Below are 26,937 nucleotides of genomic sequence, written 5' to 3'. Positions count from 1 at the left end.
CTGAGCGACGGTTCCGACTCTTGAGCATCCGGGTCCAGCCTTCCCGAGTCGCCGCCGCCGCAGGTCATCGCGGCGTGCTCGTATGGAAGTGGTCGGCATCCGTGATTGCTGTGTCGTCGGCACCAGTGGGCGGCGGAATTGGCCCGGTGGACTGGGCGCTCAACATCGGTGTGGGTTCGGACTACAGCCGCACGGACTTGAGCGGGCACGCCGCCGAGATCACGGCGGATCTGGGCCTGAGCGGTTCAGGGGCCGCGATGTTCACCGCGGTCGACCTGGACCGGCTGGTCGGCGCAGACGGCAACGGCGTGTCCGTCGACGCCACGGTGGGGATCAGCCATCCGACGTGGGCTGTCGATCCCGCTGAGGTGGCAACTGCTCAAAGCAGCCCGGGCACAATCAATCTGGTTGTTCAAGTGCCTGTGGCGTTGGACCCTGGGGCTGCGGTCAACGCAGTGATGACCGCCACCGAGGCCAAGGCGCAGGCTCTGGCGGACCGAGGCGTGCCGGGAACGGGAACAGCCACCGACGCCGTGATCGTGGTATGGCCCGAAGAGGGCGCTGCCGAGCGGTTCGCCGGACCCCGCTCGCAGTGGGGCTCGCGGATCGGCCGGGCGGTGTACCAAGCAGTTTGGGCCGGGTCCCGGGCATGGAGCATGTCGCCGCCGGTGACCGGCTCGACTCCAGGGGTCGTGCCCTGAGCAGGCTGGGCCCGCGCTGTCTGGCAGTCGCGGCGGGGTTGGTGCTGGACCGCCTTCTCGGCGAGCCGCCCGCAACTGTCCATCCAGTGGCAGCCTTCGGCCGCACGATGGAACGCATCGAGCAAGCACTGTGGGCCGACCGCCGATCGAACGGTGCGATCTATACAGCGGCGGGCGTAGCTCTGGGCGCGGCGGCGGGTTCGGCAGCCGGGTCGACGGCGGTCGCCGTGTGGGCGGCGGCCGCGGGTCGGGAGCTGCGTCGAGTGGCTTCCCACGTCGGCGAGTTGATCGCGGCGGGAGACTTGGCCACAGCGCGTGCGGAGCTGCCTGCGCTGGTAGGCCGTGACCCGTCTGGGTTGGATACGTCGCAGATCGCGGCCGCGGTGATCGAGTCGGTAGCCGAAAACAGCGTCGACGCTGTGATTGCTCCGGCATTCTGGGCCGTCGTGGCCGGTGCGCCCGGCGCGGCTGCCTACCGGGCCGTCAACACGATGGACGCGATGGTCGGAAGGCGCAATGAGAGGTACGCGAATTTCGGCTGGGCCGCGGCCCGCCTCGATGACGCAGCCAACTACGTTCCTGCGCGGATCTTTGCCGGACTCTTGGCCGCGCTGCACTTCGAACGGGCGCACCAACTCATGGTCACCGTGCGCCGCGACGCACCGGCGCATCCGTCCCCCAACGCGGGGGTGGCCGAGACGGCGATGGCCGCGGCAATCGGCTGCCAGCTCGGAGGACCTCTGCGGTACGGAGCTGTCGAGGAAACTGACGCCATGCAACGGCACGGCGGCGCTTCGTGAGCGGCTTGAAGGTCTCCGAGCGGGCGGACATCGCGCCCTTCTTTGTGATGGAGATGATGCGGGCTGCCGCCGACAGGGAGGCGGCCGGCGGCGATGTGGTGCACATGGAGGTCGGCCAGCCATCCACGCCCGCGCCGGCCGGGGCGCGCGCTGCTGCCAAGGCCGCAATCGACAACGACGTGCTGGGTTACACGTCGGCCGTGGGCATCGAACCGTTGCGCACGAGGCTGGTCCATCACTACGCCGACTGGTACGGCCACGACACCGAGGCCGACCGCATCATCGTCACTCAGGGTGCCAGCGGGGCATTCACACTCGCATTCCTGGCGTGCTTCGAAGCCGGCGACCGGGTGGCGGTGACTGCGCCCGGCTATCCCTGCTACCGCAACACGCTCGAAGCGCTGGACATCGAAGTCGTCGAGATCGCCGTCACACCCGAGTCCGGGTTCCGGCTGACCGCTGACATGGTCGAGAGCGCCGGCGCGCTCGACGGGTTGGTCGTGGCCAGTCCCGCCAACCCCACCGGCACGATGCTCATGGCTGACGAACTGGGGCGACTTGCTCGCCGGTGCCACGGCGCCGGCGTGCGGCTGATCTCCGATGAGATCTACCACGGCATCTCCTACGACACCCCTGCGGCAACGGCCGCCGCATCGAGTCCCAGTGCCGTCGTGGTGAACAGCTTCTCCAAGTACTTCTCGATGACCGGTTGGCGCCTGGGCTGGCTGCTGCTGCCGCCCGATCTGGTCTCACCGGTCGAACGCCTCGCCCAGAACGCCACCATTGCTGCCGCCACCGTGAGCCAGCACGCCGCGCTCGGCGGGTTCGACAGCATCGACGAGCTCGAGGCCAACGTGGCCCGCTACCGGACGAACCGCCAGATCCTGCTCGACGGCCTGCCCGCTGCAGGGATCGACCGCATCGCCCCGCCCGATGGGGCGTTCTACATCTACGCCAATGTCGATCACCTCACCGACGACAGCGCCGATCTGGCCGCGACCTGGCTCGCAGAACTCGGCATCGCCACCACGCCGGGCATCGACTTCGACCCTGCTGAGGGTCATCGCTACATCCGGTTCTCGTTCGCGGGCAGCAACGACGACATGATCCAGACCGTCGAACGCCTCACCGCCTGGGCCAAGCAGCAGCAGTGAGCCCTCCGGCGCTACGGGAGTCCCACCGCTAGCGTCGCTGCTCATGGAATCGGCAGAACTCGAAACGCTCATCATCGATGCGGCAGACAACGGCGTGGTGACCATCACGATGAACCGGCCCAAGCGCCTCAACGCGGCGAGCCCGCAGATGTTCACCGAGCTGCGCGAGACATGGAACGAGATCGGCGGTGATCCCACAGTGCGCTGCGTGGTGATGACCGGCGCCGGCGACGCCTTCTGCAGCGGCGCCGACCTGGCCGCCGACGGCGGAGACGGCCCGCGCAGGCATGCGCTGCAGGGACTCAACGTGATCCACCAGACCGTGTCGGCGCTCTACTCGATCATGGTGCCGGTCATCGCCAAGGTGAACGGCGTGGCCGCGGGCGCGGGCATGAACCTCGCCTTGGCGTGCGACCTGATCGTGGCCTCCGACCAAGCCCGCTTCAGCGAGATCTTCGCCCGGCGCGGCCTGTCGATGGACTTCGGCGGCACGTGGATCCTCCCCCGGCTCATCGGTCTGCACCGCGCCAAGGAACTGGCGTTCTTCGCGGACGTGATCGATGCCAAGCAGGCCGAGGACTTCGGCATCGTCAACAAGGTGGTGCCCCATGGCGAGCTCGACGCCTTCGTCGACGACTGGGCCGGCCGCCTCGCGGCCGGGCCGCCCATCGCCGTCGCCATGACCAAGCGCCTGCTCACCCTCAACGCCTCAGCCGACTTCGCCGCGGCGCTGGAAGCCGAAGGCATGGCTCAGTCGCTCAACTTCACCACCGAGGACACCAAAGAGGCCGTCAAGGCATTCCTCGAGAAGCGCCCGCCCACGTTCACCGGCCGCTGACCAGGGCCGATCCCGATCTGATCAGCGAGGATCATGCGAGGGAGGCTCGGGCCTCTGACCAGGACTTGCCGGACTCCACGTCGACGTCGTGAGGCAGGCCCAGCACCCGCTCAGCGATGATGTTGCGCTGCACCTCCGAGGTGCCGCCGCCGATGGTCAGGGCCGGGCTGAACAGGTAGCCGCCGTGCCAGCCGTTCCAGCCCTCCACCACGGCTTGCGTCTTGGGGAACTGCGGCGACGTGCCCAGCGGACCGGTGTCGGCCAGCAGCCCGTGAGCGCCTGAGAGATCTTTGGCCAGCGTCATCACGTGCTGGCCGTGATCGTCGGCGAGCGCCTTGCGCACGCTGGCCTCGGGCCCGGGCTGGCGACCCTGCAGGCGAGCACTCAGCGTTCGCAGCCGGATGAGGCGCAGCACCTCGCCTTCGATGTGCAGGCGTGCTGCCCGATCGCGCATCACCGGATCGCTCAACCCACCGGCAGAACGGATGACATCCAGCAAATCTGCCGCGCTGGGGCCGCTGCCCCACAGCGCCCCCTCGCCCGAGAGCGACACCCGCTCGTTGCCGAGCGTGACCTTGGCCAGCCGCCACCCATCGTTCTCGTCGCCGATCCGATTCTCCACCGGCAGTTCCATGTCGGTGAAGAACGTCTGGTTGAACGAGTACGCGGTGGTCATGTCGATGATGGGGCGAAGTTCGAGGCCGGGCGTGTCCATCGGGCAGATGAAGTACGACACGCCCCGATGCTTGGGCACGTCGGGATCGGTACGGGCGATGAGGATGCCGAACTTGCTGCGGTGCGCACCGGAGGACCAGATCTTCGAACCGTTCACGATGTAGCGGTCGCCGTCGCGCACGGCGCGGGTGGCCAGGTTCGCCAGGTCTGAGCCGCTGTCGGGCTCGGAGAAGAGCTGGCACCAGACCTCCTCACCGGTGAGGATCGGCCACAGGTAGCGGTCCATCTGAGCCTGATCGCCGCCGTAGATGATCGTCGGCCCTGCCCAGCCCAGCCCGATGCCGCCGGCCAGGCGCTTCACGCCGGCCGAGGCCAGCTCCTCGTCGATCAGCAGCTGGGTGATCGGGTCGGCTTCGAGGCCGTAGGGCTTGGGCCAGTGCGGTGCCACGTATCCGGCGTGTGCCAGCGCCTCCTGGCTCGGATTGCCGTCGTGATCGTCGAGCCAGTCGCGCACGGCGACGCGGCGAGGATCGTCATCGTCCGGCCAGTCGAAATCCATGTGCGGACCCTAGTGGTATGCCCTCAGACGCGAACAGGCCCCCGCTCGACTGAGCAGGGGCCTGCTGCTACCCGAAGATCGTGTTCGCGCCTCCGCCGGTCGGCGGGGCCGCGGCCGCGTGAGGACCAGCACGCGGATCTTGTGGGGTTCGGTGGTCCGGGTTGGAGTCGCCACCTGATGGAGACGTCCCCTTCTCGGAAGCGGGTCGCCTCAGCGCCCGGCCACCTCCAGAGTCCTGTTGCGTTTCGGCATTGCTTGGACCACCCCCTTTCTCTGGTGCAACCAGATTGCCACACTCAGCACCAGATCAGGAAGCGAATTCCGATCTGATCGCTCGCGCGACAGCAGCAGCCCCGAGCGTTGCCACCAAGTCAGGCTGGGTGTCCACCTCGCCCGTCGCAAGCAGGAACAACGCGTCGCCGTCGAAATTCGTGTGCGGGGGCTCGATGGCCCGGGCAATTCCCGTGTGCGCCAGGTCGGCCGCACGGCACGCCTCGGGCTTGGTCAGGCGAGCGTTGGTGACCAAGCAGCCGATTGTCGTATTGGACCGAGCGAGCTCGTCTGCGTCCGCATCGCCCCGGCCCGTGAAGCCCGGAATCGCCTCAACGGCGTCGTAGGGATAGCGCGCTGCGCCCGCCTCAGCAGTACAGCCGGCCAGCACGGCCCCATCGGCATCGATGACGTCGCCCAAGGCGTTGACCGCCACCAGTGCGCCGACCACAAGATCTCCAGATCGCTCGACGGCAACCCCCAATGCACCTGGCACGGAGAAGTCCCGACCAGCGACCTTGCCGATCGTGCAGCCCCGCCCGACGCCGACCCGTCCGGTGACGGGCTCGTCAGCGCTCGCAGCCTCGCAGGCAGCCCAGCCGGCCTCGGCAGTCGGCCGTGGACTGTCGGGTCCCGCGATGTCGTACACCACAGCGGCGCCCACCACCGGCACGATGCTGTCGCGGATGTCCAGCCCGCGACCATGCTCGGAACACCACCGCACCACGCCGTCGGCTGCCGCGAGCCCGAACACACTGTTGCCGCACAGCACCACGCCGTGGCATTCCACACCGGCGCCAGTCGAGCTGAGCGCCGCCGCTTCGCGAGTCCCGGGTGCGCCGCCGCGCACGGCGATAGCGCCCAAGGTGCCCGGCGGCGGGAGCACCACCGTCACGCCGGTGGCTGCGTCGTCGTCAGTCCACGAACCGACCAGCACCGACGGCAATCCCAACGCCATGGCCGCGCACCCTACGCGCTGGCTAGCCATCTGGGTCCGTCCCACCGATGCAGGCGATCTGGCCGGTGCTTAGCCAGCTCTCAGCCAGTTCTTAGCCGGCTCTCACTTTCGATTCGTACGGTGCGGCGCGCCCGACTCGGAGGACCTCCCCCATGCGCATGCACTCGCGAACGACACGACTCGTCATCGCGACGCTCATCGCGCTCGTTGCGGCTGCCTGTGGGGGTGATGACTCCAGCGGCCTTGCCACGCTGCAGGGGTTGACGACCACCGCACCCGGTGAGGCCCTCACCGCTGCTGGCGTCGATGAGCCCGCATCGGGGGCGGGCGCGACGCCCGACAGCGACGAGACTGAGGCCACCGCCGCAGCCGGCGAGACCGGGGCCGACGAGACCGCTGCCGACGAGACCGGGGCCGACGAGACTGAGTCAGCAGACGAGTTCGACGACCTCACCGACGAGGAACTCCTGCTCGAATTCGCCCAGTGCATGCGAGACAACGGCGTCGACTTCCCCGATCCGGTCGTGGAAGCCGACGGCACCATCGCCTTCGGCCTTCGGCCCGGCAGGGGCTCCGGCGGACAAGACGGCGATGGCCTGCAGGCCATCGGCCGTGATCCCGATCTGCCGGCCGCTCGAGACGCGTGCCTCGAGATCATCGAGGGCCTCGCTCTGGGTCCGGGCGGGCAGAACTTCGACGAGAGTCAGGTCGAGCTCATGGATCGTCTGCTCGAATTCGCCCAGTGCATGCGAGACAACGGCGTCGATGTTCCCGACCCAGATCCAAATGCCTTCGGCCCCGGAAGCGGAGGCGGGGGGCCATTCGGAGAGATTGACTTCGACGATGCAGATGTGAGCGCCGCATTCGACGTCTGCGGCGAACAGCTGCCCTCTCGCCCAGGCCGCGGCGGCCGACAGTGACCCCCGAGCGCAGGCGCCGACTGCTCACCGCAGCAGCGGTGGCCGTTGTTGTCGTCGCCGCAGTCGCCGTCACGCTGGTCGTCGCCGGAGACGAAACCGGCCGCGACACCGACGAGCAAGCAGAGGCCGACATGAGCACGGCCATGGTCTCCCAGCGTGACCTCACCGAATACTTGGAGATCACCGGGACACTCGACTACGAGGGAACGGTCACGCTCACCGCACGCAACAACGGCGTGCTCATGAATCTCGCCGAAGAAGGAACTGTCCTGCGCCAAGGCGAGCAGATCTACCTCGTCCTCTATGAGCCCTCGGATGCAGGCACAGCGCGCATCCTCGCCGGCGTGGCCTCGGCTCGAGATGCACTGTCGATTGCAGCCGACAAGCTGAGCGATGCCACCGCCGGGCCTGACGAAGCTGACGTCGCTGCCGCGCGGGCCGCGGTGGCAGAAGCCATGGAAGCCCGTGACCGGCTGGCGGAACCGCCGAGCGATGCCGAGATCAGCAGCGCAAAAGCCGCTGTGGCGGCTGCATTGGAGGCCCTGGACGCACTGGACAACCCCACGCAAGCTGATCTTGCGGTTGCGCGGGTCGACATCGCTACTGCCGAAGTCGGTCTGGCCGATCTCAGAGCAGGACCATCCAAAGCAGACATCAACGCAGCACGGGCGGCCGTGCAAACAGCGAAGCAGGCGCTTGCCGATCTGAATGCGGGGCCATCGGAAGCCGAAATCGACACGGCGGAGGCGGTGCGGCTGGCTGCATGGGAGCGGCTCCGAGACGAACTCCAGGATTCCGACAACGAAGTCGACATCGAATTGGCCCGCGCAGAGTTGCTCACCGCCGAAGAGGCCCTCGCCGAGCTGCTGGCAGGCCCGACCGACGCCGAGATCGACGACGCCGAGGCTCGGGTGCTCACTGCCGAAGAGGCCGTCGCCGAGCTGCTGGCAGGCCCGACCGACGCCGAGATCGACGACGCCGAGGCCCAGGTTCTTGCTGCGAAAGAACGACTGGACCTGCTCGAGAATCCGACCGAAGCTCAGTACGCGCAAGCGCGCGCGGATCTCGACACGGCCACAGAGGCGCTCTCCGATCTGCGCGCCGGGCCGACTCCAGCCGAGACTGATGCCGCAGAGGCCGCCGTCCTGACTTCCGAGCAAGCCCTCGCCGACTTGCTCGCTGAGGTGTCTCCGGCAGAGCTCGCAGCGCTCGAAGCGTCCATGGCCAGCGCCCAAGCGGAGCTCGTCAGCGCCCAGGCGGACATGGCCGCCGATGCCGAGACCTACCGACCGCTGTTCGTCATGTACGGCCCCACCCCGGCGTACCGGAACATGGCAGAGGGCCTGGAGGGCGACGACATACTCCAACTCGAAAAAAACCTGGCCGACCTGGGCTTCGGCGACATCGAGGCGTTCGAGGTCGACGGCGTCTTCGACCAGCACACCGCCGGCGCGGTACGACAGTGGCAGCGCGAATCCGGACAGCACGTCGACGGCATGGTGAGCGCTACTGATGTGCTTTTTGTCGCGGGTCCCTCGGTGATCGGCTCCTGGGAGCAAGGCATCGAGCTCGGCCAAGAGTTGGAGGCCGGCAGAACGCTCGCCTCGCTCACCGTGGTCGAGACGCCCGCGCAAGACGGGATGTCGACCACCCAGCGGGTCGCAGCCAATCTGCCGCTCAGCGATCGTGACCTCGTCTCGGTCGGAGTCGCGGTAAACGTGGAACTGCCCGACGACACCGACGTCGCGGGAACCGTCACAGCGATCAATCCCTCGCCCCTGCTCGACGCCCAGACAGGCGAGAACGTCGTCGAGGTGACGATCCTGCTGTCGGCACCCGCCTCGGACGTGTGGATCGGCGCAACGGTCACCGTCGAGATCACCCAAACGCTGATCCCCGACGCCCTGGTGCTGCCCGCAACTGCCCTGCTCGCCCTCGTCGAAGGCGGCAGTGCTGTGGAAGTGCTCGACGCCAACGGTTCTGTGCGTCTCGTGGGCGTCGAGACCGGGCTGTTCGTCGACGGCGATGTCGAGGTGATCAGCCCTGAGCTCGAGGCCGGCATGCGCATCGTGGTGCCGCGGTGAATCCCGCGGCACCGGCCATCGAGCTGCGTGATGTGTCCAAGCGCTACGCCGGCTCACCGCCAGTAATCGCGCTGGATCGGGTGACCGTGCAGATCGAGCAGGGTGAGATGGTTGCGGTCGTCGGGCAGTCGGGCAGCGGCAAGTCCACGATGCTCCACGTCATGGGCACGCTCGACCAGCCGACGAGCGGCTCGGTGCTGATCGAAGGAATCGACACCTCAGCGCTGCCCGACGACCGTCTCGCTGCAATCCGGGGGCGTCGCGTCGGCTTCGTCTTCCAGCGCTTCTTCCTCCTGCCCGGAATTCCCACCATCGACAACGTCGCAAACGGCTTGCTCTACACCGGTACCTCGCGCTCGGAACGGCGCACAGCCGCGGAGGCCGTGCTGGATCGCGTTGGGCTCGGCGACCGCATGTGGCACCGGCCCAACGAACTGTCCGGCGGGGAAACGCAGCGAGTTGCCGTTGCTCGCGCACTGGTCCATCGACCTGCGTTCATCCTGGCCGATGAGCCCACGGGCAATCTCGACTCTGCGTCATCGGCGTCGATCATGGATCTCTTCCACTCACTGCACTCCGAAGGCCGCACGATCGTGATCGTCACCCACAACGAGTCGATTGCATCAGCGCTGCCTCGACGACTGCAGATCCTTGACGGACGGCTCGAACGTGACACCCGTTTCGATGCAGCACGCTGACACCGCCGGTGTCTCCGGTGATCTGGTGACCGTCGAACTCGCACGGTCGGATCAAAGCGCCCTCAACGGCACCATCGCGCCAAGTCGCCTGCGCCTGTCCGAGGTCATCCGGGTCGGTCTCGGCTCGCTCGCAGCACGCAAGCTGCGTTCTGTCCTGTCGGCCCTGGGCATCGCCATCGGCATCGCGTCGCTGGTCAGCGTGCTCGGCTTGTCAGATTCGTCCAAGTCGGCACTGCTGGACCAGATCGGCGCCCTCGGCACCAACCTGCTGACCGTCGAGGCCGGATCAGGGTTCGGCGCTGGCGATGCGGCACTGCCCGGCACAGCCGTCGCAACCGTGGGGCGGGTCGCGACCGTCGAGGCCACGGCGGCTGTGTACAGCGTCGGCGTCGGCGTCTACCGCAACGACCTCGTGCCCGAGGACCGAACGGGCGGGATCAGCGTGGTCGCGACGGATCCAGGGCTGATGGGCACGCTGAATGGCAGCATCGCGCACGGCGCCTTCCTTTCCGATGCCACGCGGGCGCACCCGGTCGCCGTCGTCGGCGCCGTGGCTGCGGAACGCCTGGGTATTCGCGATCTCGACACTCCCGTCGAGCTCTACCTCGGCGGACGCTGGGTCGAAGTGCTCGGAGTTCTCGAGCCGTTCGCGCTGGCGGCAGACCTCGACCGGGCCGTCTTGATCGGCGACCACGCAGCGGAGACCTACTACGACGTCGAACTCGCGCCGACGGTGGTGTACGTGCGTGTCGACGAAGACCACATCGATGCAACCCGTGACGTGCTCGCCGGAACGATCGACCCCGAGAATCCAGAAGAAGTCGAGATCAGCCGGCCGTCAGACCTGCTGGAGGCACGATCGGCGGCCGAGAGTTCCTTCACCGGGTTGTTCTTGGGCTTGGGTGCAGTTGCGCTGCTCGTGGGCGGCATCGGCGTAGCGAACGTCATGGTGATCGGCGTCATCGAACGACGAGGCGAGATCGGCCTGCGCCGAGCCATCGGAGCGACTCGGGCGCACATCCGTCGCCAGTTCCTCACCGAGGCCTTGACGCTCGCCTCGCTGGGCGGTGCCGTCGGTGTGCTGATGGGAGTGGCGGTGACCTACGTGTACGCGACCGCGCAGGGATGGCGGGTGATCATCCCGACGGCGGCACTCGTCGGCGGGCTCGCCGCGGCGGTCCTGATCGGAGCGATCGCCGGCCTCTACCCGGCAATCCGGGCCGCCCGAGTGTCGCCGACCGAAGCCCTCCGCTCGGACTGATTCGCCGGCTATTCGGGGGGCTCAGCGCCGCCGGAAACGGCAGCGGCGTCGCTGCGTTCGCGGAACATCTCGCCCATCGCGGCGACGGCGCCGAGCACGCCGCTGGTGTCAAGCGGCAGGAAGATCTTGGTGGCCTGGCCGTTCGCAACGCCTTCCAGCGCTTCGAGGTACTTGATCGCGATCAGGTCGTCGGTGGGATCACCGTTGTGGATCGCCAGGAACACCCGCTCGATGGCTTGGCCCTCGCCTTCGGCGACGGTGAGCTTCTGGTACTTGTCGGCGTCGGCCACCCGCTTGATGGCCTCAGCCTCGCCTTCGGCCCGCAGGATCTGCGACTGCTTCACGCCCTCGGCCTGCAGGATTGCCGCACGCTTCTCGCCTTCGGCCTCGGTGACAGCGGCACGCCGGTCGCGCTCGGCCTTCATCTGGCGGTGCATTGCGGTGGTCACGTCGGCGGGCGGCTCGATGCGCTGGATCTCCACGCGCACCACACGGGTGCCCCACTTGTCGGTGGCGTCATCGAGGATCTGACGCAGCTTGGAGTTGATGACCTCGCGCGACACCAGCGCATCGTCGAGCTGCAGGTCGCCGATCACGTTTCGCAGGTTCGTCTGCGCCAGCTTGGTCACGGCGATGATGAAGTTGCCCACCGCGTACTTCAGCTTCACCGGGTCGGTGGGTTCGTAGTAGATGACGGCATCGACGGTGACCGCGACGTTGTCCTTGGTGATCACCTCCTGCGGCGGCACGTCCACGACCTGCTCGCGCATGTCCACCTTCAAGATGCGCTGCACGAACGGGATCACGAAGCGCAGTCCTGGTTCGACCGTCATCCGGTACTTGCCCAAGAACTCGATGAGGCCCTGCTCGAAGGGGCGCACGATGCGCAGGCCTTTCGCAGCGATCACGAAGATCGCAAGCGCAATGATTGCCAGGAGGATCACTCCGGGGCTGATGCTGTCCATCAGTCGCTCCTTGGGGTGGCGGTCTCGTCGTCTGGGGCGGTCGGCTGGTCGGCGCCGGCGGCGTCGCTGCCGCCGTCACCGGCATCGTGGTCGGCCGGTGACACAGGAGCATCTGAGCTCGGCGCTGCCGCGGTCGGATCCACATGAGGCACGTAGTCGTCAGGGGGCGGCTCGACGAACTCGACTTGCAGCTTGGTACCGGCGAGCGCCACAACCCGCACCAGCGAGCCCTCCTCGATGCGGCCCGCTTCCTGGCAGGCCGCCCGCCACTCGTCGGATTCCACGCGCACCCGGCCCGTGTTGTTCACCGGATCGATGACCTCAACAACGCGTCCCGACATGCCGATGTACCGGTTCGCGCCCACCGGAAGGTCATCCGGGCGGTCCTGGCGACCCATGAAGCGGCGCAGCACCAGCATGGAGACTGCCGTGCCGCCGAAGAACAGCAGCCACTGGACGGCGCCATGGAAATCCAGCCATGCCGCTGCCGCCGCCAGCACGGCACCGAGTGCAAACGGCAGCAGGAAGAAGCCCGCGGTGAAGATCTCACCGATGCCCATGACCATCGCCACAGCGACCCAGACCCATCGCCACAGTTCGTTGTCCACCCGAACCCCCTCGTCGGACGTGGTGCCAGTATGCCCCGCCCCAACGAGGCCGTTGCCGCGTCAACGGTGCTGCCGTGCTTGTTGGTGTTGCCCGCGGGATGTCAGCAGGCGCGCTGCTCTCTCAGCGTCGCTGGCAACGGGGGCACCAGGTGCTGGAGCGTTGGTCCAGCACCCGGCGGCGCAATTCGGTGCCGCAGCGCACGCACGGCTCGCCCACCCGGCCGTAGCAGACGAAGTACTTCTGATTGTCCCCTGCGCCTTCGAGGCTGTAGTAGTCGCGCAGCGTGCTGCCACCGCGTTCGATGCTCGCTGTCAGCACATCTCGCAGCGCTGCCAGCAGCCGTTCGGCTCGCGGCTTGGAGATCGCCCGGGCTGACGGGTTGATGCGTGCCAGGAACAGCGCCTCGTCGGCATAGATGTTGCCGACACCGGCGACCAGTCGCTGGTTCAGCAGCTGGGTCTTGATGCGCTGGCTGGACCGCCGGCTCGCCTGCCAGAACGTGCCCGCGTCCAAGCCCCCCTCGAGCGGCTCAGGACCCATGGCGGCAAGGGTGGGCAGACCTCGATAATCGCCCCGGTCGCAAACGGCGATGCGGCCGAAGCGGCGCACATCGTGAAAGCAGAGCGTCTCGCCGTTGTCGAGACGCCACCACGCCCGCACATACGGGTCGCCAGCGCTCACTGCGTTCTGTGCCATGACCTCGGCCGCCGGCCCGTCCCGGGGCTGCACCGCAGGCATCGAGGGCACGTCGCCAGCCGCAGTGGCCGCCGCGAAGCACAGCCGTCCGGTCATGCCGAGGTGCACGATCAGGTCACGGCCGCAGTCCAGTTCGGCGATCAGGTACTTGCCGCGCCGCCGCAGTGTCTCGAACTCGCTGCCGACGGCATCGGCACCAGAAGCGAACTTGTGCGAGGGATGAGCCCATGCATCGGTGATCCGGCGTCCGACCAGCGGCCCGGCGAGCTGGCGCCGGATCACCTCGACTTCGGGCAGTTCAGGCATCGCTGCGCCGCCGGCGACTCAGGGGCACTGTGCGAGTCCGCGGCGGGCGAACGCGGACTCGCAGATGGGCCTACCGGAACCTCGGCGGGCGCTTCTCCAAGAATGCGGCAACGGCTTCGCGGTGATCGTCCGAAGCACGGGCGACGTTGAGCGCCTCCAGCTCACGGCGCTGCACGGCACCCAGATCGGTGTCGGAACCATTGGCAGAAAGCAGTTGCTTGGTGAGCTGCAACATGGTGGGCGGGTTCTCCGCGTAGCTGCTCGCCCGTGAGAGCGCCGCTTCGAGCACGTCGCCGTCGGTGACCTCGTCGACGAGGCCCATCTGGCCCGCTTCGGCACCCGTGACGATCCGGCCCGACAGCGCGAGGTCTGACGCGGAGCCCCAACCGCAGCGCTGGATGAGGATGTGCGACGACGCCAGCTCCGGCGTGACGCCCATCTTCACGAAACGGCACGACAGCTTGGCCTCGCTGTGGGCGATGAGGAAGTCCATCGACAGGATCATGGTGAGGCCGATGCCGATCGATGCGCCGTTGATTGCCGCCACCATGGGCTTGGAGCTGCGCACGAGCTCGACCCAGTCGTCTGCGGCGGAGTCGTCGTGGGCAGCCGCTTCGCCCACGCTGCTGCCCGCTTCGTCGGCTGCGTCGATGCGGGCCGCGAAGACCTCGGCGATGTCGGCGCCGGCGCAGAAGCCGCGGCCCGCACCGGTCACGACGAATGCGCCGACCGACGGGTCGGCATTGCCGGCCTTCACAGCGTGCGTGAGCTCGACGTGCATGCGTGGCGTCCACGCGTTCAGCTTCTCCGGCCGGTTCAGCGTCACCACCCGTACGTCGTCGCGGTCGGCGACGGTGATCTGCTCGTACTCCATGTCGATACTCCCAAGTTCGCAGGATCGGGCTACAGCATGGCCGCTGTGCGCGCAGCATTGCTCACGCAGCGATGAGTGTTCAATGCGGGCTGTCTCACGCAGCCAACCCGGTCCTCCGCTGGTGCTCGAGCTGGCCTTCGGGGCAGTCGTGGCGGTAGGGACACCAACTGCACAGCGGGCCCGGGGTGGGTTCGAAGCAGTCGGTGGCAGCGGCCTCCGTGATCCGACCCCACGTGTCGCGATGTTCGCCGACCGCCGCCGAGACGGCGTCGGCATCGAATGGGCGGGCGATCTCGGTGGGCCGACGTTCGTCGCGGCCAGCGCCCGTCTCGCCCAGGTACAGCAGCCGCACTTCGCTCACGTCGTCGCCGACCGATTCCAGCGCAGCTGCGTACAGCCAGACCTGCGACAGGCGGCTGTCGACGAAGCGCCGCGGGGGCGGTCGGCCGGTCTTGTAGTCGGTGACGCGCACACCTTCGGGCACCCGGTCGACGAGATCCACGATGCCCCGAAACGGCACACCCTCCAGCGACGTATGGACATCGCGCTCGCGATCTAGCACGTCGACCTCCGCGGGATCCACCAGCTGGAAGTACCCCTCGATGTCGGTCCATGCGTTCCATCGAAAGGCCCGTTCTTGGGCTTCGGGCAGCTCCAGTGCCGCGAAATCGGGGCGGGTCGCAAGCTGCGGCCACAGATCCCGGCAGATGGCACGAGCTCGCTCAAGCGTTCGCTGCGCGGGTGCGACCGCGAGCAGCTCCTCCAGCACGTGATGCACGAACGTGCCGCGCAGCGCCGGCTCTCCGGGAGGGTCGGGCAGCTTGTCGACGTAGCGGAACTTCCAGCGCCGCGCGCACTGCCGGAACGTCGACGCGCCTGAAGGGCTCAGGCTCCGCGGAAGCTCGATCTCTCGCGCATCGTCGGCAGCGACGCTGCCGGTGCGGGGTTCCACCTTCACAGCGTGGCCCATCCGATCATGGAGCGCGTGGATGGGTTAGGGACGGCGTCGCCAGCGCCGCCACAGCCACCACGCCACGACTGCCGCAATCAGCCATCCGACGGCGACCGCCCCACCGAATGCGGCGAGCAGGCGCCGGTCGACCGGCTCGGCCTGGCGCGGCAGGAGGTGCGATGCAGGCGCCGGAGCCGGATCGGCATCGGTGTCGGCAACCGGAGCACCTGCGGCGGTTGGGGCAGCTGGTGTCTCGGCGGGCTCAGCCGCGGGCAAGTCGCCCGGGAGCGCGGCCGTGCCGTCGACGCTCGGTCGGGGTCGGTTCGGGTCGTAGTTGGCCATGGTCAAACCCTGCAGCGACGAGCAATCCGAGCGTACCGCCGACCCGTCATGCCAATCGGCTCTGCAGGTCGGCCCAGAGCTCGTTGAACGCCCCCACCGCTTCGGGTGCACCAGGTCGGCGGCCGAGCGACCGCAGCGGCTGCGACTGCCCGGAGGCCTCGGCGATGGCGGCCCGCTGCGGGACGGGCGGCAGCATGTCCGCGCCAAAGCGTTCAACGAGCTGCTGGGCCCAATAGGCGTTGTCACGGGTGCGCCCCACTCGGTTCAGCACGACACCGGCAATGGTGGGCGTGCCTTGGCGTTGCGCGACTCGACTGACGGTGGAACGCATGAGGTCGACGCCGTCGGCTGCCCAGGCAGCCGGTTCGGTCACCACCAGCGCACGGTCGGCTGCGAAGAGACCGTTGATGCACAGCAGCCCCAACGACGGCGGGCAATCGATGAGAACGAGATCGTGGTTCACGCCGGCGAGCGCGATTCGCAGCCGATCCTGTGCACCCACCAGGTCGGCAGCCATCTGCGGTTCCCGACTCGCCAGCGCATAGCTGCCCGGTACCAGCTGCGGGCACGGGCCTTCGGGCGGCCAGCGAGCGTCGGTGACCGCCGCGAGCGCCGCACCCGGCGTCGGATCGGCGAGTGCGTCGTCGACGTTCGGCGACCCGTTCCACACGCCGAGGCCAGCCGACGCGTTGGACTGTGGGTCGAGGTCCACGACGAGCACGCTCAGCCCCGAAGCGCATGCTGCCTCGGCGATGCCGAGTGCCACCGTGGTCTTGCCCACGCCGCCCTTCTGGTTGACCACAGCCAGTGTCGTCATCGCCAGTTCCCTACCCCAGCGTGGGCGAGCACCATGTCACGGCGCTGCAGTGGCCAGCGGCGAGGACAAGTCGATGCCGCACAGGTCCGCCGCGGCCGCCAGCTCGCGTCGCAGCGTGACGCCCGCGGCCCCGCGCTGAACCGCAGCGGCGGCGTCGAGCAGCGCAGCATGCGCCATCGGTGCATTGAGGTTGTCATCCAGCACAGCCTGCACCTCGGCGAGCAGGCCCGATGACCCGTCACCTGATCCAGCGGCAGGCGAGGCGCCCGCGCCGGCTGACACCAGCGTGTCCAAGTCGCGCTGGGCAGTAAGACCCTCCGAATCGAACCACTCCCATTCGGTGTGGTAGTGGTGCGCCATCAGCGCCAGCCGGATGGCCCTGGGATCGATGCGGGCACGAAGATCCGAGACGAAAACCAGGTTGCCGAGCGATTTCGACATCTTGTGCCCTTGGTACGAGACCAGAGCCGCATGCACCCAGTAACGGGCCAGCGGAGCACCGTGCAGTGCCTCGCTCTGGGCAATCTCGCACTCGTGGTGGGGAAACACCAAATCGCCGCCCCCGCCATGTATGTCGATGGTCTCGCCGAGCGCCGCGTAGCTCATGGCCGAGCACTCGATATGCCAGCCAGGCCGTCCCGGGCCGAACGGCGACGGCCATGAGGGCTCGCCGTCTGCGCTGGCCTGCCACAGCACGAAGTCGAGCGGGCTGCGCTGCCGGGGGTCATCGGGGGTGCCGCCGCGCTCGGCGGCCAGCTCGATCATGCGGTCGGCGCTGTAGCCGGACAGCTTCCCGAAGTCGGGGAAGGTGGTGACGTCAAAGAAAACCCGGTCCTCCGAGATGTAGGCATGCCCGGCATCGAGCAGCTGGGAAATCATGGTGATCATGGCGTCAATGGACCAGGTGGCCCGCGGCTCGTGCGCCGCGGGCCGTGTTCGAAGTGCGGCCATGTCGGCTTCGAAGCGATCTATCTCCCGCTCGGCCAGCGACAAGTAGTGCTCGCCCAGCTCGGCCGCCTTGGGCAGGATGCTGTCGTCGACATCGGTGTAGTTGCGTACCAGCGTGACCGTGTGGCCCATGTTTTCGAGGCGGCGGATCAGCAGGTCATAGGCCAGATAGGTGGCGGCGTGCCCGAGGTGGGTGGCGTCATAGGGCGTGATGCCGCAGACGTACATACCGACGTGGTCGTCAAGTTCCATCTCGACGATGGAGCGCTGCGCTGTGTCGTAGATGCGCATTCCCACGGCCCGACACGGTACTGTCGGAGCGGGTGGACAAGCGTGGAGGCGATCGGGCGCTGCTCGAGCGGATCGCCCTGTACCGGCATCGTCGTGGGCTGCCGCCACTGCAACCGGCGGTCATCGATGAGCTTGCCGAATGGCTGAGAACCCACGGCGCCGACCCGCTCACCTATGTGTGCGATCTCTTTGAGCGTCACCAGGTGGTCTTCGTCGGCCACCACACCCCCACGCGCCGCGCGGGGCTGTTCCTGCAGGATCTCGTGGCCGCGGCGTACCGGTCAGGCGTGGGCATCGTGGCGATGGAGTACGCGTGCGTCGATGACCAAGCGCGGCTTGACGCCGTGGTTACCGGCGCGACCTTCGACGAACAGCTTGCGCGAGATGCACTGCTCCGCTGGGGCATTCGCCACAACTTCGCCTACCGCGAATACCTCCATGTGCTGAGCGCTGTCTGGGAGGTGAACCGCCGCTTCGTCGGCAACGGGCCGCCCATGCGTGTCCTGGCGCTCGACTACGACTTGGATCTCGACGCAGTCACCGACACAGCCGACCTGCGGACCTCGTACGCGTGGCCGCATCTGCGCAGCCGCGGCCCGGTGTCGGCGCACATGTGCGACGTGCTGCTCGCCGAGGTCATCGAACCGGGCCATCGCGCGCTCGTGCTTGCCCGCACGGCTCACGCGCTGACCCGGGCAAGGCGGCTGCCGCACCGGGTGTGGGACGCCATCGATGCCGAGATCGTGGGAGGTCACGTGGTGGGCGCAGCGAACCGCGTGTACGAAGTGGTGGCCGACCGTGCCGTCACTGTGCTGATCCACGAACCATTGCCGGCCGACGGCGAGCTGTGCGATTACGCGCTGGTTGCCGACGGTGTGCTCGACGCGGCGTTTGCCATGCACGACGACTTGGCCGTGCCGCTCGCCTTCGACGTCGATCAAGGGCCTGCAGCCCGGCTCGGTTGCACGACGAGCCTCGATCGCGGGCCGCTCGGCAGCCTGGCCACCGGCTGGATCTACCTCGAACCCGACTACGAGCGCCGGGCGCCGACCCCGTTGGCCGAGCCGGTGCCTGCGGTGTACGTGAACTACGCCCGGCGGTATGCCCTCGATCCAGCGCTGCGAGACGAGAAATCTACTCCTGGCGACTTCGCAGCGGCCGTGTCCGAATCGGCAGCGGCAGCAGAGCTGGCCTGGACACAAGTGCTCTAGTTCGGCGCACTGTCAGATTCCGGGCCGCCAGCGGGCAGACTCATGGGCGGTGCCGCCCGAAGACCCCACCGACGACGAGCGGCCCACGTCCGCGCTCCAGTCGCCTGAGGAGTACTTGGGCGACCTCTGCGGTCGCCACCAGATCGTCCTGCTCGGCGATCAGGTCGGAGTCCGCCAGCACCTGGGCTTTCTGGCGAGCGCGCTCGCCGAGCTGGCCGACAACGGCGTGGAGAATCTCGCTTGGGAGTTCACCAACTCACGCCGCCAAGCCGAGCTTGACGCCCTGATCGAAGCGCCCGAGTGGGACCGACGAGCCTGCGCCGACCTCTTCGTCGACTTGCTCGGTGCCGGGTTCGGCTACCAGGAGTACGCCGACGTGCTCCACGCGGTTTGGAAGCACAACGAAGCAGAGCGCTGCCGCGATGACGACCGGCGGCCCATCCGCGTGATCGCGCTCGGCCTGCCCACCTACGTGGAAGACCCCGACCTGCTCGACGGCCGCTCTGCCGCCGAGCTGGGGCTGCGGAATTGGTCGCTCGGCGGGCACTACCGCGACATGTCCGCGTTTCATGCCGCCAGCGTGCTCACCGCCGAGGTACTCCGCCGGGGAGAGCGTGCGCTCGTGTACATGAGCGCCGCCGCCACCACCACCGGCCTCGTCGAGTGGGTCGACGGCGCACCGACGACGTCCGCAGGCAACCTCCTGTGGCGCTGGATGGCCGACGGATGCCGGCGAGTCGTGTTCCACGGCACTGTGGCCGACACTGCCGCCACCGAACGGGTCGAGGAGCTGATCTCACGCTCGCCCGAAGGGCGAGGCGGCACCGACTGATCACCGACGAGAACTTCGCGAGTGCCGAGGCCCGCTACCGGGCACTCGATCCCCGTCCGGAGCCCTACACCCGCGACGAGCTCGACGAGGTGCGCCGTTCCGGCCAGCAGGAGCTGTCGGGAGCCTGGCCGCCCCTGCCAGAGCCGCCCGAGGAGCCGAAGCGGCGTTTCGCACGGTTCCGCAAGGGCGACCAGTAGCGAACACCGTGCTGCACCGCATCGACGAGATCCCGCTTCGGGCCGCTGTGCGGACGGGCCGCCTGTTCGTGACCAACTTTTCCGCGGTCGGGCCAGATCCGGGCGGCGCGCTGGATCGCGTGGGCGCATCGGTCGTGGCGTGCATGCTGACGCCGCACGAGATCGAGCTGCGCTATCCCGACTACGGCGAGTGGCTCGCCACCCACAGCGACAGCGCCGGAAGCCCCCGGGCACTCTGGCTGCCCACGCCCGACGGCGGCGTGACGACGGACGGGCCGGTGCTCGAACTCGTAGAGGCAGTCGTCGCAGCGCTCGACCGCGGCGACAGCGTCCTCGTGCATTGCGGTGCCGGCATGGCTCGCACGGCGGTGATCGGGATCCTGACAATGGTGGCCTTCGGCGCCGACCCGGCCATCGCTGCTGTCGACTTCCGGGCGGCCCGTCCCGGCGGAGGTCCCGACGGTCCTCCCCAAGAACGCCAGATCGCTCGCCTCGTCCCCAGAGCCAGACAGCTGCGCCCGAGCAGTTGAGGCTGCTCAAGCCACGGCGGTGTCTGCACCGTCGTGTTCTTCCCAGCGCCAGCCTGAGCGGACCATGATGCAGCGGCGGCGCGGGCCGGGGGCATCCAGATCGCCGTCGGGAAAGGCCGTATCGCCGACATAGACGGCAATGTGGCCCGGATCGGTATCCGGCGACGGGATGATCTGCGTGTGGAAGCACGTGTGGCCATTGATCGAGGCCAGCACATCGGCAGTGCGGGTGAACCCTGACAGCCACGTGAGCGTCACGAACGTGGGCGTGACGAATTCGATCTCGGCCGCTGCGCGCCGCTCCAACGCGGCCGCCGGTGACACCCAAGCATGATCGAGGATCTCGCTTCCGTCGACGCGCACCGCCTCAAGGTCGGCTGGCGCCTCGCAGATGAAGAAGTGCGTCGAGAACCGCTTGGGGCGGATCGGCGGTGGCAGCCAGTGGGCGAAGTGGGTCAGCTCGGCGCGAGACAAGTCGATGCCGGCTTCTTCGTGCGCCTCCCGCACTGCTGCGGTTCGAAAGCCGCGCCGGTCGCCGTCATGCAGGCCACTTGCGCCAGCGGTGCGAGGGTCGCACGCGGCCACCACATCGCCGGGGGTGTCACGATCAGGCGGGTCCACTCGGCCGCCGGGAAACACCCACATACCGCCGAAGAACCCTCGTGAGTTTCGCTGGAGCATGAGCACCTCGATGTGCGCTCCCGCGTCGCTCGCCGCGGCGTCGAAACCGTGACCCGGCGCAGCCGCAGGTGTGCCGTCGCGCAGCACCACGACGGTCGCCGCGTCGATCGGCGCGGGCGGCGCTGCGGGGGCATCAGTCATGCGGCCGGCCTACGCGGTATCCCGGGTTCGCAACTCCAAGCGATCGGAGCCGGCGTCCATGCCGGGCAGCGGGCGCGAGACGTAGCCGCTGTGCTTCGCCAGCAGCTCCACCACCATCTCCTCGACTTCGGCCCAGTCATGCGCCCTGGGTCCGTCTACCTGAGCGTTGTAGGGCTGGTCGAACGTGATCGCGTGCCCGCCCGCGGCACGGATGTCGATCACGTTGTGCGGAGCGTCTTCGATATAGGCGTCGGCGTTCACCATCGCCTTGTCAGCCACAAAACAGATGTCGCGATAGGGAATGCGCTCGCGGTCGAGCCATTCGACCGTGTCGCTCACCGTCACGCGGTGGCCCCAGCTCACATACAGGCGGTGGGTGACGATCCGAATCCACACCCCTGCGTCAGACAGCCGCCACAGCGCCTCAGAGCACCCCGCCATCGGCTTCATCTCACGGAACATGCGGTAGTCGATGACGGCGATGCGATGGAGCTCTTCGAACTCGCCGTCGGCCAGACCCCATTCGGTGAAGTTCCAGCCACGCACGAGCGGCAGCGAGTCCTCCGGGACCCCGCGCTCGGCCGCCACCACGCGGCGGAAGGCCTCGGTGTGCATCCCGCACACGCCGTCGAGGTCCACTGCCAATACGAACGCAGGCATCTCTGCAACCTAACAACGCGGCCTGTGTTCGCTCGGGCGCATTGCCGTGGTTCCTGCACCGGCGCGGTCGCCGCCGTTTCCGCCACTCGCGCATTCGGCGGCGCTGCACGCCGCCGGGGTGCGAAGCTGTGGCGGATGCAGACCGATGCCGGAGAGCGCAGCGTTCACGACCTCGGCGGCGTGACCGGATACGGGCCGGTGCCGCACGATCCGGCGGAGCCGCCGTTCCACGCCGACTGGGAGAAGCGCGTGTTCGGCCTGCTAGGCGCGGTCACCTCCGCCACCGCTCGCCGACCCGGCGAATTCCGGTACGCCCTGGAGCGCCTGCATCCCGACGACTATTTCAAGAACGGCTACTTCGGGCGCTGGCTGGCCGGTTTCGAGGTACTGCTTGACGAGTACGGCGTAGTCAGTCGCAGCGATCTGGCCCTCCGGATGGCCGAGCTGAGGGATGTGGCTTTGCTGGAGGCCGGACGCAGAGACCTGATCCCTACCGCGACCTCTCAGGCGACGCCGGCACGGCGGGTCGCCCCCGTCGCTGACCGCAATCCGGCATCGCTGCCTCCCGACCGACCGACTCCGACGCCGCAACGCCGCACGGTTCGGCGCGAACTCGCTGATCCGCCCCGATTCAACGTCGGCGATCACGTCGTCGCTGCGGCGCCTGCGCAACCGGGCCACACACGGCTGCCGGGTTATGCAGAGAACAAGCTCGGCATCGTCGTGAAGCTCCACCCCGCGGAGGTGCTGCCCGACAGCACAGCGCACAACAGGGGTGAGCGGCCCCAGCACGTCTATTGCGTGGGCTACGACGCCCAGACGCTGTGGGGCGATGAGGCTGAGCCGAACACCACCATTCATGTCGACCTCTACGAGTGCTACCTGACTGCGGTGAAGGCTGACTGCTGAGGCGCGGTTGACGGAGGAGAGCATGAACGACAACCATGCCGACGGCAGCGGCCACGGCGATCACGACCACCGCAATCGGCACGACGCCTCATCGCCGGACATCCGCGTCGAGGCGCTGGAAGACCTGCTGGTGGAGCGCGGCATCGCCGACCGGGGACGGATCGACGCCATCATCGAGCGGTTCGAGCACGACATCAGCCCGATGATCGGCGCCAGATTGGTGGCCCAAGCGTGGATTGACCCTGGCTTGCGACAGCAGCTGCTGACCGACGCTGATGCCGTCTTGGCCGATATGGACATCCGCGGCGCTGAGATCGAGCACATCGAGGTGAAGTTCAACGAGCCGGGCGTTCACAACGTGGTCGTCTGCACGCTGTGCTCGTGCTACCCGTGGGCGCTGCTGGGTCTTCCGCCCAATTGGTACAAGAGCCCCGAATACCGGGCTCGCGTGGTGCGCGAACCCCGGGTTGTGCTGTCCGAAATGGGCCTGGAACTCAGCCCGAGCACCGAGCTGCGCGTCTGGGATTCCAGCTCTGAGACCCGGTTTCTGGTGCTGCCGGAGCGGCCCGCAGGTACTGAGGGATGGCCTGTCGAACGCTTGGCCGACCTAGTGACCAGAGACTCGATGATCGGCGTGGCCCGGGCCGCTGATCCCGGCAGCCAGTAATCGTGCCGCCGCACAGCACGCGCCTGCGCTGCGCGGGTGTCAGACTGGACCCATGAGCACCCTCACCTTCCACGATCCGCGAGGCGAGGCCAAGACTGCGCCTGAGCCCTACACGCTCAGCACACCACTCGATCAGCCGATCACGATCGGCTTGGTCGCCAATGGCTTCCCCGACAGCGTCCGCTTCCTCGACCACGTCGAGAAGGCGCTGGCCGAGCGTCTGCCGTCGGCGTCGTTCAACCGCTACGACAAGGGCGACGCGTCGTCGGTGGTCGGCGAGGGAATGCTCAGCGACATCAGCTCCGAGTGCGGTGCGGTGATCGCCGCGTACGGCCATTGAGGCAGCTGCACATCTGGCACCGTGCGTGACAGCATCACCACCGCCCGAGCGGGCATCCCGTCCATCGCACTCGTCACCGATGCGTTCTGGCCCCAGGGCGACTTCGTGGCCAACGCCACCGGCATGCCGAGCGTTCCCCGCGTCCGCCTTCCCCACCCGGTTGCGGGCAGCGGCGAGGACAACATGGCCAAGGTGGCCGCCGACATCGCGCCGCAGATCATTTCGATCCTGACCGGCGCTTCTTCCAACTAGAACAGTCGTGACGCTGCTGGAGGCCCGCAACGAGGCCGACGCGCTCGAGCAGCTGCACGCGCTGGGGCTCACCGACGGCCTGCCGGTCGTCATCCCCACTCCTGAGCGCGTGGCCATGATGGCGCTGGCCACCGGCCTCGACCCCGACCTCGAGTTGGGAGTGATGGGACCCGCGCACGGCGTGGCGAGCGTCGAGAAGGTGGCTGCTGCCGCGGTGATGGCAGGTTGCCTTCCCGATCACATCCCGGTGGTCGTGGCCGCGGTGCGTGCGGTATGCCAGCCAGAGTTCGACCTCACCGAGATGCAGAGCACCACCCACTGCACCGCGCCGCTCATCGTGGTGTGCGGGCCGGCACGGCACCAGTGCGGCGAGGTGGCGTCTGGCTTCGGAGCGCTCGGACCCGGCCATCGGGCCAATGCCACCATCGGCCGGGCGCTGCGGCTGGCGATGATGAACATCGGCGGTGCCCAACCCGGCGTGTCGGACATGGCGCTGCACGGCCATCCCGGCAAGTTCACCTACTGCCTCGCCGAGGACACCGAGAACAGCCCGTTCCCGCCGCTGCACACGACCTACGGGTACGACGAGGACGCCAGCGCAGCGGTCGTCGTCGGTGCCGAGGCGCCACATTCCACGATCTTCACCGGCGACGCCGACGATCCCGAATCAGCCAACAGGCTGCTGAATGTGATCGCCGCCGTGATGGCCAACCCGGGCAGCAACAATGCGCACCTGCGACACGGCGCGGTCACGGTGATCATGAATCCTGATCACACGACGGTGCTGGCCCGCGCGGGTTTGACCCGCGAGGACATCCAGGCCGAGCTGGCTGCCCGTGCAACCAACACGGCAGCCACGCTCGCCCATGTCGGGTCGGCCTTCTACCTCAACCGGGACGGCCCGCCTGACGAGCTGGTCCCGATCCTGAAAGACCCCAGCCGGATCGTGGTGTTCCAGGCGGGCGGCTCGGGCCTGTACACGATGGTGATGCCGTCGTGGTGCGCCGGCCCGCACCAGAACCCAGTCGTCCACGCCGAGATCGACCTCGACCAAGCGTGCGAGGTGCCCTGGGCCGACGTTGCAGGAGGAACAGCCTGATGAACGACGCACCCCGTCCCCACGGAGGGCTGTGGTTCGAGGAGCTGACGCCCGGACTCGTGATCCATCACCGGCTGCGCCGCACGATCACCGAAGCCGACAACGTCATGTTCACCACCATGACCATGAACCCGGCGGCCCTGCACCTCGACTTCGAGTACGCCCGCAACGAGACCCAGTTCGGCAAGCCGCTCGTCAACTCGATGTTCACGGCTGCGGTGGTGGTCGGCATCTCGGTCCACGAGACCACGCACGGCACCACCGTGGCCAACCTCGGCTTCGAACGGATGGACTTCCCTGCACCCGTCTTCCACGGCGACACGCTGCGAGTCGAGAGCGAAGTGGTCTCGGCTCGCGCCTCGAAGAGCAAGCCCGGCCAGGGAATCGTGCTGTTCGAGCACCGCGCCTACAACCAAGACGACACGCTGGTGGCCATCATGCGCCGCAATGCGCTGATGTGGTGCACGCCGAATTCCTGAGCGCTGCGCAGCAGCTCGCTGACGATGTGCTGTTCGAGCGTGCCCTCGACGTGGATATGTCCGGTGAGGTGCCTGCGCAGAACTTGGACCTCTTCCGCGACGCCGGCTTCTACGGCCTGTGGACACCCCGCGAGGTAGGCGGCTGCGGGTTCGACGAGCTCGAGCGGCTCCCGATTCTCGAAGCGCTGGCGGGCGGCTGTCTCACCACTGCATTCGTGTGGGCGCAACACGGCGGCGGCTCTGCCAATGCGGCACGGATGCCGTCCGGATCGCCGCTGCACGAGCGCTGGGCCCGAGCCCTTGCAACCGGCCAGGCTCGCAGCGGGGTGGCCTTCGCACACATCCTGCGGCCCGAGCCGTGCCTGTTCGCCGAGCGCTCCGGCGACGGCTGGGTGCTGCGCGGCGTGGCGCCGTTCGTGACCGGGTGGGGCCACATCGACGCAGTGCTGGTGGCGGCCCACGAGGCGGACCGCCTGGTCTGGATGCTGCTGCCCGCGGACGAAGCCCCGACGCTGACCTCACAGCGGCTGCGCCTCGCGGCGGTGGACTCATCGGTCACCGTCGAGCTGCACTTCGACGGCCACGTCGTGGGCCACGACGATGTCGTGGAAGTCATCGACTACGAGGACTGGCTGTCGTTCTACCGGACCGGGTTGCGCACCAACGGGGCCCTGATGCTCGGCGTGGCCGGGCGGGCGCTCAAGCTGCTCGGCCCGTCCCCACTCGACGCCGAGCTGGATGCGGCACGCACTGCGCTGCAAGCCGCCGAGGTGGAAGAGATGCCCGATCGCCGGGCCCAAGTGGGCTACATCGGCGTTCGAGCAACCAGCGCTCTCGTGTCATCCGTCGGCGGGCGGGCGATCACGCTCGCCCACCACGCACAGCGTCTTGCCCGTGAAGCGCTCTTCCTGCTCGTGCAGGGCCAGACCGCCGACATCCGGTCAGGCCACCTGCGGCGCCTCGGCGCCGGACCCCCGGCGAGCTAACCCGCATTTGCAGGGCGCGATCCCCGTACCGCGCCACAACTCGCATCTGTCTCTCAGGCCCATCTGAGGGTTCTCACAGGTTCGGCCGTCATGGTCTGCGTTGTCCATACACGCACATGGAGGAGGACAACAATGAGAGCCTTCGCGTTTTTGTGGGATGGGGCTGCTGGGATCGGTGGCATCAGGTTAGGTGGCGAGGATGCCGCGGGCTTCGAAGTTGGCGTGGTTGGTGAAC

At 68.1% G+C, this 26,937-nt stretch carries 29 protein-coding genes; 17 read left to right on the top strand and 12 right to left on the bottom strand.

From position 1 onward, the window contains the following. Positions 1-20 precede the first annotated feature (20 nt). Genes VI480_RS06280 through VI480_RS06265 form a run of 4 tightly spaced genes read left to right on the top strand, consistent with a single transcriptional unit; the run spans position 21 to position 3,493 of the window. On the top strand, positions 21-701 hold the full coding sequence (locus tag VI480_RS06280; protein ID WP_323671968.1) for an adenosylcobinamide amidohydrolase: 681 nt from the start codon (positions 21-23) through the stop codon (positions 699-701). Continuing rightward, entirely contained in the window at positions 650-1,501 is an 852-nt protein-coding gene (cbiB, locus tag VI480_RS06275; protein WP_323671967.1) for an adenosylcobinamide-phosphate synthase CbiB, read from the top strand. Before VI480_RS06280 ends, cbiB begins: the two co-directional genes overlap by 52 nt. Next, a complete protein-coding gene (locus VI480_RS06270; protein WP_323671966.1) occupies positions 1,498-2,655 on the top strand; it encodes a pyridoxal phosphate-dependent aminotransferase in 1,158 nt (385 codons plus the stop codon). Before cbiB ends, VI480_RS06270 begins: the two co-directional genes overlap by 4 nt. Before the next feature lie 43 nt (positions 2,656-2,698). Beyond that, entirely contained in the window at positions 2,699-3,493 is a 795-nt protein-coding gene (locus VI480_RS06265) for an enoyl-CoA hydratase (protein ID WP_323671965.1), read from the top strand. 31 nt (positions 3,494-3,524) lie between these two features. Here VI480_RS06265 and VI480_RS06260 read toward each other — a convergent pair whose 3' ends face one another. Next, positions 3,525-4,727: an acyl-CoA dehydrogenase family protein gene (locus VI480_RS06260; RefSeq protein ID WP_323671964.1), complete on the bottom strand. Its 1,203-nt coding sequence runs from the start codon at positions 4,725-4,727 to the stop codon at positions 3,525-3,527. A gap of 307 nt (positions 4,728-5,034) precedes the next feature. Next, the gene (locus tag VI480_RS06255) at positions 5,035-5,955 is read right to left on the bottom strand and encodes a P1 family peptidase (RefSeq protein ID WP_323671963.1); all 921 of its coding nucleotides are present in this window, start codon (positions 5,953-5,955) and stop codon (positions 5,035-5,037) included. A 152-nt stretch (positions 5,956-6,107) separates the two neighbouring features. Here VI480_RS06255 and VI480_RS06250 point away from each other — a divergent pair, with 152 nt between their 5' ends. Genes VI480_RS06250 through VI480_RS06235 form a run of 4 tightly spaced genes read left to right on the top strand, consistent with a single transcriptional unit; the run spans position 6,108 to position 10,918 of the window. Further along, complete coding sequence (locus VI480_RS06250; RefSeq protein WP_323671962.1) at positions 6,108-6,875, top strand: hypothetical protein; 768 nt, start codon at positions 6,108-6,110, stop codon at positions 6,873-6,875. 38 nt (positions 6,876-6,913) lie between these two features. Further along, positions 6,914-8,959: an efflux RND transporter periplasmic adaptor subunit gene (locus VI480_RS06245; RefSeq protein WP_323671961.1), complete on the top strand. Its 2,046-nt coding sequence runs from the start codon at positions 6,914-6,916 to the stop codon at positions 8,957-8,959. Continuing rightward, the gene (locus tag VI480_RS06240; RefSeq protein WP_323671960.1) at positions 8,956-9,657 is read left to right on the top strand and encodes an ABC transporter ATP-binding protein; all 702 of its coding nucleotides are present in this window, start codon (positions 8,956-8,958) and stop codon (positions 9,655-9,657) included. The genes VI480_RS06245 and VI480_RS06240 overlap by 4 nt, the downstream gene beginning before the upstream one ends. Next, positions 9,644-10,918 carry an ABC transporter permease gene (locus VI480_RS06235; protein WP_323671959.1) on the top strand — a complete coding sequence of 425 codons (1,275 nt, stop codon included), beginning with the start codon at positions 9,644-9,646 and terminating at the stop codon, positions 10,916-10,918. Before VI480_RS06240 ends, VI480_RS06235 begins: the two co-directional genes overlap by 14 nt. Positions 10,919-10,926: 8 nt before the next feature. On the opposite strand, the gene VI480_RS06230 is transcribed toward VI480_RS06235, so the two are convergent. The 8 genes from VI480_RS06230 to cysS form a co-directional block, all read right to left on the bottom strand. Next, the gene (locus VI480_RS06230; protein WP_323671958.1) at positions 10,927-11,883 is read right to left on the bottom strand and encodes an SPFH domain-containing protein; all 957 of its coding nucleotides are present in this window, start codon (positions 11,881-11,883) and stop codon (positions 10,927-10,929) included. Further along, positions 11,883-12,491 (bottom strand): NfeD family protein, encoded by a 609-nt coding sequence (locus tag VI480_RS06225; protein WP_323671957.1) that lies wholly within the window; start codon positions 12,489-12,491, stop codon positions 11,883-11,885. Before VI480_RS06225 ends, VI480_RS06230 begins: the two co-directional genes overlap by 1 nt. Positions 12,492-12,612: 121 nt before the next feature. Further along, entirely contained in the window at positions 12,613-13,494 is an 882-nt protein-coding gene (mutM, locus tag VI480_RS06220) for a bifunctional DNA-formamidopyrimidine glycosylase/DNA-(apurinic or apyrimidinic site) lyase (protein WP_323671956.1), read from the bottom strand. A gap of 70 nt (positions 13,495-13,564) precedes the next feature. Next, on the bottom strand, positions 13,565-14,368 hold the full coding sequence (locus VI480_RS06215) for an enoyl-CoA hydratase/isomerase family protein (protein ID WP_323671955.1): 804 nt from the start codon (positions 14,366-14,368) through the stop codon (positions 13,565-13,567). 94 nt (positions 14,369-14,462) lie between these two features. Further along, positions 14,463-15,338: a PD-(D/E)XK nuclease family protein gene (locus tag VI480_RS06210; protein ID WP_323671954.1), complete on the bottom strand. Its 876-nt coding sequence runs from the start codon at positions 15,336-15,338 to the stop codon at positions 14,463-14,465. Between the two features lie 24 nt (positions 15,339-15,362). Further along, on the bottom strand, positions 15,363-15,662 hold the full coding sequence (locus VI480_RS06205) for a hypothetical protein (RefSeq protein WP_323671953.1): 300 nt from the start codon (positions 15,660-15,662) through the stop codon (positions 15,363-15,365). A gap of 46 nt (positions 15,663-15,708) precedes the next feature. Beyond that, the gene (locus VI480_RS06200) at positions 15,709-16,479 is read right to left on the bottom strand and encodes a ParA family protein (RefSeq protein WP_323671952.1); all 771 of its coding nucleotides are present in this window, start codon (positions 16,477-16,479) and stop codon (positions 15,709-15,711) included. A 36-nt stretch (positions 16,480-16,515) separates the two neighbouring features. Further along, a complete protein-coding gene (gene cysS, locus VI480_RS06195; RefSeq protein ID WP_323672001.1) occupies positions 16,516-17,718 on the bottom strand; it encodes a cysteine--tRNA ligase in 1,203 nt (400 codons plus the stop codon). Positions 17,719-17,750: 32 nt separating this feature from the next. On the opposite strand from cysS, the gene VI480_RS06190 reads away from it, so the two are divergent. The 3 genes from VI480_RS06190 (at position 17,751) to VI480_RS06180 (ending at position 20,488) form a co-directional block, all read left to right on the top strand. Next, the gene (locus VI480_RS06190) at positions 17,751-18,929 is read left to right on the top strand and encodes a hypothetical protein (RefSeq protein WP_323671951.1); all 1,179 of its coding nucleotides are present in this window, start codon (positions 17,751-17,753) and stop codon (positions 18,927-18,929) included. Between the two features lie 49 nt (positions 18,930-18,978). After that, complete coding sequence (locus tag VI480_RS06185) at positions 18,979-19,761, top strand: hypothetical protein (protein ID WP_323671950.1); 783 nt, start codon at positions 18,979-18,981, stop codon at positions 19,759-19,761. 205 nt (positions 19,762-19,966) lie between these two features. Then, positions 19,967-20,488, top strand: coding sequence for a hypothetical protein (locus VI480_RS06180; protein WP_323671949.1), 522 nt, complete (start codon positions 19,967-19,969; stop codon positions 20,486-20,488). Between the two features lie 6 nt (positions 20,489-20,494). Here the strand turns inward: VI480_RS06180 and VI480_RS06175 are convergent, their stop codons facing one another. Next, a complete protein-coding gene (locus tag VI480_RS06175) occupies positions 20,495-21,310 on the bottom strand; it encodes an NUDIX hydrolase (RefSeq protein ID WP_323671948.1) in 816 nt (271 codons plus the stop codon). Positions 21,311-21,319: 9 nt separating this feature from the next. Beyond that, the gene (locus VI480_RS06170; RefSeq protein ID WP_323671947.1) at positions 21,320-21,970 is read right to left on the bottom strand and encodes a 5' nucleotidase, NT5C type; all 651 of its coding nucleotides are present in this window, start codon (positions 21,968-21,970) and stop codon (positions 21,320-21,322) included. A 135-nt stretch (positions 21,971-22,105) separates the two neighbouring features. Here VI480_RS06170 and nthB point away from each other — a divergent pair, with 135 nt between their 5' ends. The 6 genes from nthB to VI480_RS06135 are packed head-to-tail and all read left to right on the top strand — an operon-like array spanning position 22,106 to position 26,702. Continuing rightward, positions 22,106-22,879: a nitrile hydratase subunit beta gene (gene nthB / locus VI480_RS06165; RefSeq protein WP_323671946.1), complete on the top strand. Its 774-nt coding sequence runs from the start codon at positions 22,106-22,108 to the stop codon at positions 22,877-22,879. 22 nt (positions 22,880-22,901) lie between these two features. Further along, positions 22,902-23,546 carry a nitrile hydratase subunit alpha gene (gene nthA, locus VI480_RS06160; protein ID WP_323671945.1) on the top strand — a complete coding sequence of 215 codons (645 nt, stop codon included), beginning with the start codon at positions 22,902-22,904 and terminating at the stop codon, positions 23,544-23,546. 52 nt (positions 23,547-23,598) lie between these two features. Beyond that, positions 23,599-24,138, top strand: a complete 540-nt coding sequence (locus VI480_RS15630; protein WP_416246653.1) for a UGSC family (seleno)protein — start codon at positions 23,599-23,601, stop codon at positions 24,136-24,138. Between the two features lie 7 nt (positions 24,139-24,145). Next, positions 24,146-25,237 (top strand): hypothetical protein, encoded by a 1,092-nt coding sequence (locus tag VI480_RS06145; protein ID WP_323671942.1) that lies wholly within the window; start codon positions 24,146-24,148, stop codon positions 25,235-25,237. Beyond that, positions 25,237-25,716 (top strand): MaoC family dehydratase, encoded by a 480-nt coding sequence (locus VI480_RS06140; protein WP_323671941.1) that lies wholly within the window; start codon positions 25,237-25,239, stop codon positions 25,714-25,716. Before VI480_RS06145 ends, VI480_RS06140 begins: the two co-directional genes overlap by 1 nt. Continuing rightward, positions 25,698-26,702, top strand: coding sequence for an acyl-CoA dehydrogenase family protein (locus tag VI480_RS06135; RefSeq protein WP_323671940.1), 1,005 nt, complete (start codon positions 25,698-25,700; stop codon positions 26,700-26,702). The genes VI480_RS06140 and VI480_RS06135 overlap by 19 nt, the downstream gene beginning before the upstream one ends. Positions 26,703-26,937 lie beyond the last annotated feature (235 nt).

Source organism: Candidatus Poriferisodalis multihospitum, assembly GCF_028283155.1.
Taxonomy (GTDB): domain Bacteria; phylum Actinomycetota; class Acidimicrobiia; order Acidimicrobiales; family Poriferisodalaceae; genus Poriferisodalis; species Poriferisodalis multihospitum.
This window is presented reverse-complemented; position numbering and strand designations above follow the sequence as displayed.